Annotated in this window: 13 protein-coding genes and 1 riboswitch; of the genes, 10 read left to right on the top strand and 3 right to left on the bottom strand. The window is 67.0% G+C overall.

Annotated elements, in window-relative coordinates:
• The first annotated feature begins 8 nt into the window (after positions 1-8).
• The 9 genes from I6J28_RS01255 to I6J28_RS01215 all read left to right on the top strand — a co-directional run bounded on the left by I6J28_RS01255 (position 9) and on the right by I6J28_RS01215 (position 9,146).
• Positions 9-251 (top strand): glutaredoxin family protein, encoded by a 243-nt coding sequence (locus I6J28_RS01255; protein WP_198492452.1) that lies wholly within the window; start codon positions 9-11, stop codon positions 249-251.
• Positions 252-324: 73 nt separating this feature from the next.
• Positions 325-1,659, top strand: a complete 1,335-nt coding sequence (locus I6J28_RS01250; protein ID WP_204610348.1) for a glutamyl-tRNA reductase — start codon at positions 325-327, stop codon at positions 1,657-1,659.
• Positions 1,660-2,547: a hydroxymethylbilane synthase gene (hemC, locus tag I6J28_RS01245; RefSeq protein WP_204610347.1), complete on the top strand. Its 888-nt coding sequence runs from the start codon at positions 1,660-1,662 to the stop codon at positions 2,545-2,547. It begins immediately after the preceding gene.
• Positions 2,548-2,755: 208 nt separating this feature from the next.
• Positions 2,756-4,432, top strand: coding sequence for a uroporphyrinogen-III synthase (locus I6J28_RS01240; protein WP_234447402.1), 1,677 nt, complete (start codon positions 2,756-2,758; stop codon positions 4,430-4,432).
• Positions 4,433-4,460: 28 nt separating this feature from the next.
• Complete coding sequence (gene hemB / locus I6J28_RS01235) at positions 4,461-5,444, top strand: porphobilinogen synthase (protein WP_204610345.1); 984 nt, start codon at positions 4,461-4,463, stop codon at positions 5,442-5,444.
• Between the two features lie 9 nt (positions 5,445-5,453).
• The gene (locus I6J28_RS01230; protein WP_204610343.1) at positions 5,454-6,206 is read left to right on the top strand and encodes a hypothetical protein; all 753 of its coding nucleotides are present in this window, start codon (positions 5,454-5,456) and stop codon (positions 6,204-6,206) included.
• Positions 6,203-6,694 carry a tellurium resistance protein TerC gene (locus tag I6J28_RS01225; protein WP_204610341.1) on the top strand — a complete coding sequence of 164 codons (492 nt, stop codon included), beginning with the start codon at positions 6,203-6,205 and terminating at the stop codon, positions 6,692-6,694. The genes I6J28_RS01230 and I6J28_RS01225 overlap by 4 nt, the downstream gene beginning before the upstream one ends.
• Before the next feature lie 37 nt (positions 6,695-6,731).
• Entirely contained in the window at positions 6,732-7,766 is a 1,035-nt protein-coding gene (gene hemE / locus I6J28_RS01220; RefSeq protein ID WP_204610339.1) for a uroporphyrinogen decarboxylase, read from the top strand.
• Positions 7,767-9,146 (top strand): protoporphyrinogen oxidase, encoded by a 1,380-nt coding sequence (locus tag I6J28_RS01215; RefSeq protein ID WP_204610337.1) that lies wholly within the window; start codon positions 7,767-7,769, stop codon positions 9,144-9,146.
• A gap of 71 nt (positions 9,147-9,217) precedes the next feature.
• Here the strand turns inward: I6J28_RS01215 and I6J28_RS01210 are convergent, their stop codons facing one another.
• Positions 9,218-10,255: an HNH endonuclease signature motif containing protein gene (locus I6J28_RS01210; RefSeq protein WP_204610335.1), complete on the bottom strand. Its 1,038-nt coding sequence runs from the start codon at positions 10,253-10,255 to the stop codon at positions 9,218-9,220.
• Positions 10,256-10,371: 116 nt separating this feature from the next.
• The gene (locus tag I6J28_RS01205; protein WP_204610332.1) at positions 10,372-11,220 is read right to left on the bottom strand and encodes an NAD(P)-dependent oxidoreductase; all 849 of its coding nucleotides are present in this window, start codon (positions 11,218-11,220) and stop codon (positions 10,372-10,374) included.
• 26 nt (positions 11,221-11,246) lie between these two features.
• Positions 11,247-11,317, top strand: a riboswitch (guanidine-III (ykkC-III) riboswitch).
• 8 nt (positions 11,318-11,325) lie between these two features.
• On the opposite strand from I6J28_RS01205, the gene I6J28_RS01200 reads away from it, so the two are divergent.
• Complete coding sequence (locus I6J28_RS01200) at positions 11,326-11,640, top strand: DMT family transporter (RefSeq protein WP_204610330.1); 315 nt, start codon at positions 11,326-11,328, stop codon at positions 11,638-11,640.
• Here the strand turns inward: I6J28_RS01200 and I6J28_RS01195 are convergent.
• Positions 11,637-12,158, bottom strand: a complete 522-nt coding sequence (locus I6J28_RS01195; RefSeq protein ID WP_204610328.1) for a hypothetical protein — start codon at positions 12,156-12,158, stop codon at positions 11,637-11,639. The two genes, I6J28_RS01200 and I6J28_RS01195, sit on opposite strands and share 4 nt — an antisense overlap.
• Between the last annotated feature and the right edge of the window lie 67 nt (positions 12,159-12,225).

Here is a 12,225-nt window from a genome sequence, read left to right as displayed (position 1 = left end):
AGGAGAATATGTCTCAGCATCTCGTCGAGCTCATGGTGCGCACCACCTGCGGTTCTTGTGCGCGCGTGAGGGAGCAAATCACCCCCGTCGTCAAGCGGGCAGGCGCGGAGCTTGCTGTGCGTAACGTGGATGAGGACGCGGAGCTGGCCATGGAGTTCGGTGACCGCGTGCCCGTTGTGGTCATCGACGGCGAAGAGTTTGCCTGCTGGGAAGTAGACAACGAGGAGTTGGCGGCCGAGTTGGCCGGTTGATTCGGGATCCGCGACACCGACGGGTAGTCTTTTGGAGGATTAAAATCAATCAAAGGGTTGAGGAGTGTTGTGCATGAGCGTGCTCGTCGTGGGCATGTCCCACCAGTCGGCGCCGGTGGCGCTGCTGGAAAAGCTGAGCATGGATAGTGCGGTCCAGGATTCCGCCTGCGGGCAACTCGTGGCGGCCGAGCCGCTGTCAGAGGCGATGATTATCTCCACCTGCAACCGCATGGAGGTCTACACCGTCACCAACTCCTTCCACGCCGGCGTGCAGGAAGTCGTGCGCGTGCTCACCCAGGTGTCGGGCGTGGGCGAGCAGGAGCTGCGCAACTACCTCTACGTGCGCTATGCCGACGCCGCGGCCGAGCACCTGATGTCCGTGACCTCCGGCCTGGATTCCATGGTGGTGGGCGAGCAGCAGATCATCGGCCAGGTGCGCAGCGCCTACCAGTCCGCCTCCGAGCAGGGCACGGTCGGCCCGCGCATTCACGCGCTGGCGCAGGCCGCGCTGCGGGCGGGCAAGCGCGTGCACTCCGAGACCGATATCGACGAGGCCGGCGCCTCCATGGTGTCTTTCGCCTTCGACCAGGCCTTGCAGCGCCTCGACGCCGGGGACCTGACCGGCAAGACTGCGCTGATCCTTGGTGCGGGCGCCATGGCGTCCCTCGCCGCCACCCACGCCGGCCGGCTGGGGGTTAAGGAGCTGGTGCTGGCCAACCGCACCCGCGAGCGTGCCGAGCGCCTGGCCAGCCACGCCGAGGAGGCGGGCGTTGCCACCCGCGTTGTGGACTTTTCTGAGCGCGCCGCCGCGCTTTCCGACGTCGACCTTGCCATCTCCGCCACCGGCGCCGATAACTTCACCATCGAGGCCGCCGACCTTCCCGCCGGCCGCGATCTCATGCTCATCGATCTCTCCCTACCGCGCGATATCGACGATGCCGCCGCCGCGGCCGAGGGCGTGGACTTGGTCAATATCGAGCGCCTGAGCAAGTCGCTTTCGGCCGCCGATACCGATGTCGCGGCCGGCACCAGCCCGCACGCGCAGGCCCGCCACATCGTCGACGAGGAACTTGCGGCCTATACCTCGGCCCAGCGCGTGCGCGACGTCGCTCCGGCCGTAAGCGCCCTGCACCGCCGCGCGGCCGATCTCGTCGAGTGCGAGGCCGCGCGCCTGCAACACAAGCACCCCGAGCTCGCGGGCAAGCAGCTCGAGGACGTGCAGCGCGCGCTCAAGCGCGTGGCCGATAAACTGCTGCATGAACCGACGGTTAGGGCGAAGAAGCTGGCGGCGTCGGAAAGCAGTGTCAGCAGCGAGAACGCCCTGCAGGAGCTCTTTGGCCTGCAGCTGGAAGGCTCCGGTGTGTCCGTGGCCGTCAATGAATTGCCCACCATGACTAAGGAGGCCTAAATGTTTCAGATTGGTACCCGCGGCTCCAAGCTCGCCACCACCCAGGCCGGCCATGTGCGCGATTGGCTTATCGACGCCGGCTTTGACTCCCAGCTCCACATCGTCACCACCGCCGGCGACGTCAATATGGCGCCGGTCGAGCGCATCGGCGTCGGCGTATTTACCCAGGCGCTGCGCGAGGCGCTGTATGCCGGCGAGTGCGATATTGCCGTGCACTCGTTTAAGGACCTGCCCACCGCCCCCGATGAACGCTTCCGCCTCGTGGTGCCGCAGCGCCAGGATTCCCGCGAGGCGCTCGTCGCCCGCGATGGCCTGAGCCTGGCACAGCTGCCGCAGGGCGCGCGCGTGGGCACCTCCGCACCGCGCCGCATCTCCCAGCTGGCCGCCCTCCGCCCGGACCTGGAGATTCGCCCGCTGCGCGGCAACATCGATACCCGCATGTCCAAGGTCACCGACGGCGAGCTCGACGCCGTTCTGCTGGCCTACGCCGGCCTGCTGCGCGGCGGCTACGCAGACCGCGCCACCGAAATCTTCGAACCCTCCGTCTTCATGCCGGCGCCGGCCCAAGGCGCACTCGCCATCGAGGCCGTGGCCGGCACCGAGGCCGCCGCAGCCCTAGACGCCATTGTCGACGACCGTGCCTCGGCCGCCGCTGCTGGTGAGCGCGCCGTGCTGGCCCGCCTCGAGGCCGGCTGTACCGCGCCGGTGGCCGCCACCTCGCGCTGGGACGGCGACCAGCTCACCGTGCGCGGCGGCGTCTTCGCGCTCGACGGATCCCGCCAGCTCACTGCCACCGCCTCCGGCTCCGCGGCCGAAGCCGCCGATCTTGGCGCGCGCGTCTCGGACGAGCTTTTCGCCGGTGGCGCGGCCGAGCTGCTGGGCAAGTAATTTCGCCTTTAGGCGCTAATAATTTAAGGTGTAGATACCACAGATCATTGTCCCGCAATGATCCGGCCCCCTTTAAGGGCATCCCAGGACGCAAGGCCTGGGATTTTGGCCGTTAAGACCGTGTCACCCACCGCCGGCGCGGGGAACCACACCGCATGCGATCATGTCCGTGCGCGGTGCCGCGCGCCCGATTTTAGAAAAGAACTTTATGAGCAATGCCGCGCCAGACACCCAATTGGGCAAGATCGTCTTTGTGGGCGCTGGTCCAGGTAATCCCGACCTGCTGACCGTCCGCGCCCGCGAGGTTCTGGCAAATAGTGCCATCGCCGTGACCGATCCGCAGGTCATGCAGGGCGTGCGCGATGCCGTCGCCGCCGCGCTGCCCGTTCCGCAAGAGCTTCTCGACGCCGCCGAGGCCGAATACGCCCAAATGTGCGCCGATGCCAAAGCCAAGGGCGCGCGCCGCAAACCGCCGCGCCCCGCGCCGCCAACGGCCGCGGTGTTGTACGAGCCGGCCGAAGATATCGTCGGCCAGCTGCGCGAGTGCTTGGTCGAGGCCGATGGTGAGGATGTCATCCGCCTGGTCACCGGCAACCCGCTGCACCGCGAGTCCATCAAGGCCGAGATCAACGCCGTGGCGTCCGCCGGCCTGGAATTCCAGGTGGTGCCGGGCATGTCCCTGCCATCCACCGTGCCGTCCTTTGCCGGCATTGCGCTCGGCTCGACCTATACCGAGGCCGACGTTACCGACGGCGCCGATTGGGACGCGCTGGCCAACGCCACCCAGCCCATCGTCCTGCAAGCCACCAAGGAAGACCTGCCGGTCATCTCCGACGAGCTGCAGCAGCGCGGCATGCCGGCCGAGACCGAGGCATTTGTCACTGTCCACGGCACCACCCGCCTGCAGCGCACCTACGAGACCACGCTGGGCACCATGGGCAAGCTCGACGCGGACCTCACCGGCCCGCTCGTCGTCACCCTCGGCCGCAGCATCGACGACCGCACCAAGTACTCGTGGTGGGAAAACCGCCCGCTCTATGGCTGGCGCGTGCTCGTCCCACGCACCAAGGAGCAGGCCGGCCCGATGTCCGCGCGCCTGGCCGGCTACGGCGCTATCCCGCAAAACGTGCCCACCATCTCCATCGAGCCGCCGCGCAATCCGGCGCAGATGGACCGCGCCATCAAGGGCATCGTCGAGGGCCGCTACAAGTGGATCGTCTTCACCTCCGTCAACGCCGTGACCGCGGTGTGGGATAAAATCGCCCAGCTCGGCCTCGACGCCCGCGATTTCGCCGGCGTCCACCTCGCGGCCGTGGGCACCAAAACCGCGGCCGCCATCCGCGCCAAAGGCATGGTTCCGGAGCTTCTGCCACACAAGAAGAAGCAGAACGCCGAGGGCCTGCTCGATGTCTTCCCCAACTTCGTAGAAGACATCGACGCCGTCGGCCGCGTCCTGCTCCCGCGCGCCGATATCGCGGCCGATACCCTAGTTGACGGGCTCAAGGCCCTCGACTGGGAAGTCGATGACGTCGTGGCCTACCGCACCGTCCGCGCCGCCCCGCCTTCGGCCGAAATCCGCGACATGATCAAGACCGGCGGCTTCGACGCCGTCGCCTTCACCTCCGGGTCCACCGTGCGCAATCTGGTGGGCATTGCGGGCAAACCGCACCAGCGGACGATCATTGCGTGTATCGGGCCGTCGGCAAGAGCGGCCGCGGAAGAGATGGGCCTGCGCGTCGATGTCGTGCCCGAAGTCGCGGACGTGCCCGCGCTTGTCGACGCCCTCGCAGACCACGTCGCCGCCCTCCGCGCCGCCGGAAACCTGCCCGCGCCGCGCAAGAAACGCCGCTCGCGCAAGAAGGCTACTAAGGTCGACAAGGCATAAGTTTTAGTCTCGCTCTAAGGAGTACCCAATGAGCACCTTCCCAGCCCGCCGCCCACGCCGCCTGCGCACCACCCCGCAGATGCGCAACCTCGTGGCCGAAACCGAGGTCCGCCCCTCGGACCTGATTCTGCCCATGTTTATCGTGGACGGACTCGACGCCCCGCGCGAGATTCCCTCCATGCCGGGCGTCTACCAGCACACCTTCGACTCCCTGCGCCGCGCGGCCGAGGAGGCGTTGGAGGCCGGCGTGCCGTGCATCGACCTTTTCGGCGTGCCGCTCGATGAGGACAAGGATGACACCGGCTCCGTCGCCTGGGACCCGCAAGGCATTTTGAACCGCGGCATTTCCTGCCTGCACGAGGAATTCGGCGACGACCTTATCGTTATGGCCGATACTTGCCTCGACGAGTTCACCTCCCACGGCCACTGCGGCGTGCTGGATGACAAAGGCCGCGTGCTTAACGACGAATCCGTCAAGCTCTACCAAGACATGGCCCGCTCCCAAGCCCGCGCTGGCGCCCAGATCGTCTCCCCGTCCGGCATGATGGACGGCCAGGTCGGCGCCATCCGCGCCGATCTCGACGAGGCCGGTCACGAGGACGTGGCCATCATGGCCTATTCCGCCAAGTACGCCTCCGCCTTCTTCGGCCCGTTCCGCGACGCCGTCGGCTCCTCCCTCGAGGGCGACCGTCGCACCTACCAGCAGGATCCGCGCAACGTCCGCGAATCCCTGCTCGAGGCCGAGCTCGATATCGAAGAGGGCGCTGACTTCGTCATGGTCAAGCCCGGTCTGCCCTACCTGGACGTGCTTTCGGCCGTGGCGGAGACTTCTCCCGTGCCGGTTGCGGTCTACCAGGTCTCCGGCGAGTACGCGATGGTCAAGGCCGCGGCCGCCAACGGGTGGATCGACGGCGAAGCCATCATGCTCGAGTCCCTGACCGCATTCAAGCGCGCCGGCGCCGATCAGATTCTGACCTACTTCGCTACCGAAGCCGCCCGCCTGCTCAAGTAAAGGACCCCTGTGACTGCTACGCCCCCGTCGCCCGCCCCTGCCCCTCGCACGCAACGCCCGCCGCGGCAGCAGCAGCGGCCGGAGTCCGTGACGTACATGCTGTGGCTGTGGCTGGGCGCGCTATGCGGCGAGGCCGTGCACCAGGTGCTCAACGTGGTGCTCACGCTGCTCAACCACGACGTACTCATGTCGCAGGCCAAGGAGATGGCGAAGTCCGCACCGGCCGGCGTGGATGAAGCCCAGCTTTCCGACGCCTTCCTCCGCACCGCCGCCTACGGCTCCGTCGCCCTTTCGGCTGCCATATCCTTGGCGATTATCGTGCTGCTGGCCTTCCTGTTGCGGTCCCTTGCTAAGCGCAGCAAGCGGGCCGGCACCTCGCGCCGCGTGTGGTTCGCCTTCTCGCTCTACTTCGGATTCCGCATCCTGCTGACCTTTATGCTTACCCCGGCCGGCGCGGACGTGCCCGATTGGCTCTTTGCCGCCGATGGCATGGTGCAGATCCTTGTCGGCGTCGCGGCGGTGCTCGGCCTGATTTTCTCCGTGCGGGCCGAAACCTTGGACTACACCGGCGAACTCGAGCAGATGCGCGAGCTGGAAAAGGAACTCGAGCAAGCGCAGCGCGAGAAGAAGCGCGCCGAAGAAGAGCGCACGCGCTCCAAGGACGACCAGCGCGGCAAGCGTGACGACAGCAAGCGCGAACACCCCGACCGCACCAACCGTGCCGACCGCGCCGACCGTGCCGACAGGGAGGACAAGCGATGAATAACACCGAGCGGCCCGGACCCCGCGACTATAACCGCGCGGCCCGAAACACCTCCGCCAAGGAGAACCTCGACGCGTGGCCGCGGCCGCTGCGCTGGGCATATTGGGTGCTCGTCGTCAGCGCCGTGATCATGCTGGTCAGCGGCATGGTGGGCATCTTCGGCTCGGGCGGGCCACAGGTGGAGCCGCAGAATGCGCAGGTCGCGGAGTACCTCCACTCCAATCGCCTGTTTGTCGCGGTGACCAACTCCGTCGGCGCTATCCTGCTTGCGCTCTTCGCGGCGCAGCTGGCCGGCGGGTCCAAGTGGGCGCGCCGCATCATTACCGTGGTCATCGCGTTCGCGCTGTTTACCAATATCGCCGCCCTCGCGCTCGGCATCGGTGGGCTCGGGTTGCTGATTATCCCCATCACCTTGATCGTCGCCCTCGCGCTGCTTTTCCAGCCGCAGTCTAACCGCTTCATCAAGGACCGCAGCTTGCGTGGCTAATTAGCCCTCACTCCAACTTTTGATTCATAATTGGGGCATGTCTCGACTCAATCGTGCCCCGCTTATCGACGCCGCCCTCGGCCGCACCCCCTCCCGCCCTCCAGTCTGGTTCATGCGCCAGGCCGGCCGCTCACTGCCGGAGTACCGCGCCGCCCGCGAGGGGATTAGCATGCTCGATTCTTGCTTCATGCCGGAACTGCTGGCAGAAATCACCCTGCAGCCGGTGCGCCGCCACGACGTCGATGCCGCCATCTTGTTCTCCGATATCGTCGTCCCGCTCAAGGCCGCGGGCGTCAAGGTCGATATTGTGCCGGGCCGTGGGCCGGTGATGGAGCAGGCGGTGCGGAGTAGGGAGGACGTCGGCAAGCTGCCGCTGCTGGAGACCGACGTCCCCGAGGTCACCGAGGGCATCGCCGGCATCCTGGCCGAGCTCACCGAAACCCAAGCGCTCATCGGCTTCGTTGGCGCGCCGTTCACGCTGGCCAGCTACCTCATTGAGGGCGGGCCATCCAAGAACCACGAGCGCACCAAGGCCCTCATGCACGCCGATCCGGAGACTTGGCACATGCTCATGCGCCGTCTGGTGCCGACCATCACCCGCTTCCTGCAGGTGCAGGTCGACGCCGGCATTGACGCCATGCAGCTTTTCGATTCCTGGGCCGGCTACCTCAACGAGCGTGACTACCGCGAATTCGTGCTGCCGTACTCCCGGGAGATCCTGGCCGGCGTGACTATCCCGCGCATCCATTTCGGCGTCGGCACCGGCGAGCTCTTGCCGGCCATGTCGGAGGCAGGATCGGAGGTAATGGGCGTCGACTATCGCGTGCCCATGGATGCCGCGGCCGAGCGCGTGAGCGCCCGCGTGCTGCAGGGCAACCTTGACCCGGCCATGCTTTTTGCCGGCGACGATGCCGTGCGCCAGGCCGTACGCACCATCCGCGGCGAGGTCAGCCGGGCGCGCGAGCGCGGCGATATTGACGGCCACATCTGGAACCTCGGCCACGGGGTCTTGCCAACTACCGACGCGGAGGCCATCACCCGCGCCGTATCCATCATCCACGAGGAGGGCTAAATGCGTATTGCGATTATTGGTGCCGGCCTGGCGGGCTTGACGGCCGCTTACGAGCTGCGCAACCACGACGTTGAGGTTTTCGAGGCCGCCGGCCGTATCGGCGGCAAGCTGTACTCCGTGCCGTTCAATGACGGCCCGACCGACATGGGTGCCGAGGCCTTCCTCGCCCGCCGCCACGACGCCGTGGAATTCATCGAATCCCTCGGCCTGGGCGACAGCCTGGTTGAGCCCTCCGGTCTGCACTCCCTGGTGTACTCCGGCGAGCTTAAGCCGCTGCCGCGCGGCGGGATGATGGGCATTCCTTCGCACTCGGAGCCGGTCGCACACCTGGTTTCGGCCGAGACCGCCCGTCGCATCGACAACGAGGAGCCCTTCGAGTGGACGGCCGGCAGCGACGTCTCCGTCGGCCGCCTGGTGCGCCAGCAATTTGGCGACGACCTCGTTGACCACGTCATCTCCGCCCTCCTCGGCGGCGTGTACTCCTGCTCGGCCGATGACCTGGGTGTGCGCGCGACCATCCCGGCGCTGGCCGAGACGCTCGACGCGCTCTCCGCGCGCGGCCCGGTCACCCTCTCGGCCGCGGTCCGCTCGTTGGAAGAAGCGCGCGCGGCCAAGCCGAGCAGCGGCGGACCCGTCTTTCAGACCTTCCGCGGCGGCTACGCAGAACTCTACGAGACGCTGGCCGATAAATCCCGCGCCAAGATCTACCTCGATACCTTCATCTCCGGCATCACTCGCGAGGGCGAGAAATTCCGCCTGGCCGGCGCACCCGGCGATACCGTCCCCTTCGACCGCGTGCTGGTGGCCACCCCGGCCCCGACCGCAGCGCGCCTGCTCCCCAAGGTGTCCCCGCGGGCGGCGGAGCGGTTGAAGAGCGTGAAGCTGGCGGCGTCGGCAGTCGTGGGCCTGAAGTTCGAGTCTGACACGGACCCGGCCGGCAATGCATTGCCGCAAAATTCCGGCATCCTCGTGGCCACCGACCAAGACGACGTGCACGCCAAGGCCTTCACACTGTCCTCGCGCAAGTGGCCGCACCTGGCCGAGCGCGGCGGTGCCTTGGTGCGCGCCTCCTTCGGCCGCTTTGGCGACGACGCCATCGTCCGCGCCGAGGAAGACGACCTCGTCGACTACGCCCTCGATGACCTTCAGCGCCTCACCGGCTTCGACGGCCGCGCCGCGGGCGTTGCCGAGATTTTCACCCAGCGCTGGTTCGGCGGCCTGCCACGCTTTGATGCCGGCCACCTGGAAACCGTGGCCGGCACGCGCGGCGCCCTCGCGGCGACGCCGGGCATCGATGCCACCGGCGCTTGGGCCGGCGGGGTTGGCGTACCCAATGTCATCGCGGATGCCCGCGCCGCTGCGGCTCGCATCGCTCGCTAGCTGCGGGGCTCGCTAGCTGAGGGCACGCCAATGCGGCAGCAGGGCATCCTGCTGCCTGGCGGTTTAGGGGGCTAGTGGGCCGATGGCGGTGCTGGCGCGGTGTCAGCCCAGGGTGGCTGCCACACCACGCGGCCTCGGCGCCGAACGAGGCGCCCGCGCACCGGTGGGGCATTCGGGTCATCGTCATTGACGCCGTTGTGGTACGGGCAACAGGTGGCGAGGTTTGCCATATTGGTATCGCCGCCGTGCTGCCACGCCTGCAAGTGGTGCACCTGGCATTTATCCGCCGGATAGTTGCATTCGGCCCACGGGCACACCGGATTTTCCGCGGCGGCCATGAGCCGCTGCTTCTCGTTGGCCATGCGCTCCGTGCGGTAGAGGTTGACCGCGCCCTCGAAGGGGTGAACGAGGGTGATAAGGCCGCGCTCTGCCAGCGTGCGCGAGACGAGTTCCGCGCCGGTGAGGCGGGCGCCGTTGGTGAGCTGGATGGTGATTTCCTCGCCGTCGCCATCGATGATGCGGTCAAGCTCGTCGAGCGTGATGATCGCGTTGGTCGTAATGGTTGGGCGGGCAGCCGGGGAGGCGCCAGAAGGGGAGAAGAGCTCCGCAACGGAATCGAGGGGAGCATCCTCATCCAGGCTGGATTCCAAATCCGCGATGAGCGAAGAGGGCCCGGTAATCGCGAGGGTCCACGGCGCGTCCTTGCGGCGGCGGATGCGCACGCCGGGGCGCGGCGGGGCCGGGGGATTGAGCTCGCGCAGTTTCTTGCGCGCCAGCTTTTCCATCTCATCGGTATCGGCGGCGGTGCGGCACAGCTCCACGCGCAGGCGCCAGGCGTCGCGCTTGGTCTTGGCGCGGGATGCGTAGCGCTCGATTACCTCCAGCGTGGGCAGCGGGTGGGCGCGGTCGCGGGCTGCGGTAACCGCCTGGCGCTGCAGGCGGGCAAAGGAGGTGGGGGCAAAGAGGGCGTCGGCAAGCGTGAGCAAAGTGCGGGCTGTTTTATTGGGAGCACCGGCAGCGCGCAGCTGTTCTTCAGACATGCCGACGCACCCGGCAACGATGTCGATGCCGGGCGCCAAGGCCGCGAGATAGGTCTGAAGAGCTGTCATGCCCCGCAGCCTAAGCCACCGCACGCAATCCGTGCGAGGGTGAGTGCGCGAACCTGTGGATAACTAGGGCCCAAAGGGTAAATTTCGACCCGCAGGCCCGGCGGGGCTGTGGATAACTAGCCCTTATTGCGGAATACGAAGATGGAGGAGAAGTCCTGATTGCCGTGTCCCATGGCCTGCATTTCTTCGAAGCGGCCGATGGCGGCGGTAAGGGCGGGTAGCGGCTTGGTGGAGGTCATCTCCATAAGTTTGGCGTCCTTGGCAAGGGCGTCGACGGTGAAATCGCCCGGGTCGGTATTGCGCTCGCCGGTGATAAATGGAGCCTTCATATTGGCGATGAAGGACAGACCGGTGATATCAAGCATTTGCAGCACCACCTCGGAATCCAACCCTTCGGACTCGCCGAGCTGCAGGGCTTCGAGTAGGCCCTCGGCGGTGACGGCGAGTGCCAGATTAGCAAGCAGCTTTCCGATGGCCGCCGTGGCCGCCGTCTCCACCCCGATGAGCTTGTCTTCGCCCGCCCAGGACTCGGCGAGGGACATGGCTTGCTCGCGGCGGGCGTCGTCGGGAGTGCCGACATAGACGCCGAGGTTTCCCTCGCGCGCCGGGCCGAGCGTGCCGACGACCGGGGCGTGCACATAAGTCTCCACGGCGGCGGCGAATTCGCGGGCATCGTTAGGGGAGACGGTGGTGGTATCGATCCAGGTTACGCCCGCGGGGATGAGCTCCGGCTCGATGACGACTTCACGGACGTCGTCGGGGCCAAAGAGCGAGGTGATGACGACTTCTGCGTCCGCCACGGCCGCGGTGGGCGTGGCGGCGAGCTCGGCACCTTCCTCCACCAGGGGCTGGGCGCGCTCGGCGGTGCGGTTCCAGACGGTCATTTCGATGCCGTCCTGCTCGTTGAGCAGGCGGCGGGCTAGTTCGGTTCCCATGCGGCCAGTTCCAAGAAATGCAATCCTCATGGTTTCCCAGTGTGCCATCATTGGGTGCAGGTTCGCCGAAGATTGCGCGAGCCCCGGACGAGGGAGCCGTACCCGGCGACGCGACAAGACGGCCAGGAAGCAGCTATGGCTTGGTTTATTTTGATTTTCTCCGGTGCGTTCGAGGCCGTGTGGGCGGCGGCTTTGGATAAGTCCGCAGGCTTTACCCGCCTGTGGCCCTCCGTCATTTTTCTTGTGACCTGTGCGATTTCCATGGGAGGGCTGGCGTGGGCGATGCGCAGCATCCCGGTGGGCACGGCCTATGCGGTGTGGGCGGGTGTTGGCGCCTCGGTGGCGGTTATTTATTCCTTCGCTGCCGGCCACGAGGCTGCCACGGTGTGGAAGGTGGTCTTCCTCGCCATGATTATCGGCGGCATTGTGGGCCTGAAAGCGGTGAGCTAAAGGCTCGGCATCCGCGGCGCGGGCGGTAGCGGAAGCGGCGGGGGAGCTGGTGCAGGCACGACGGGTGCAGGTGCAGGCACAGCCGGCATTTCTGGCACAGCATCTTCGATGCGACCGCGAATCTCGTGCGGGGGAATATTGAGGTTTGGCAGGCCACTTTTATCCCGCGCGGGTGGGCGTGGCGCCGCAGGTTGTGGGCGGGGTGCGGGTGCGGGCGCGGGCGCGAAGCGCTGTTGGGGAGCGGGAGCAGGGCCCCGATGCGGGCTAGGTGCAGTTTTAGACGCAGGCACGGGCGCGGCGCTCGAGGGAGAAGGCTCCTCGGGCGACGGCGCGGGCGGCGTGGTGTCATCCTGTGGCAGGTCGCGTGGAGCAAGCGGGTGGGGAGGAGGCTGCCAGGAGGGGACGTCGGCAAGCGGGGCGGCACCCACCGAGGTAGGCAGCGGCCGTTCGGGCGCGGGCTGGGCGCAGCCGACGAGGCAGATAGCGGTCAGGATGGCGAAAATGACAGTGCGCTGCATTGAAAATCCCCCCGAATTGAAAAGTGCAACGCCCCGAAGTTTAGCGGCTGACTGTGAATCGCGCAGT

It is taken from the genome of Corynebacterium tuberculostearicum (assembly GCF_016894265.1).
Lineage (GTDB): Bacteria > Actinomycetota > Actinomycetes > Mycobacteriales > Mycobacteriaceae > Corynebacterium > Corynebacterium tuberculostearicum_D.
This window is presented reverse-complemented; position numbering and strand designations above follow the sequence as displayed.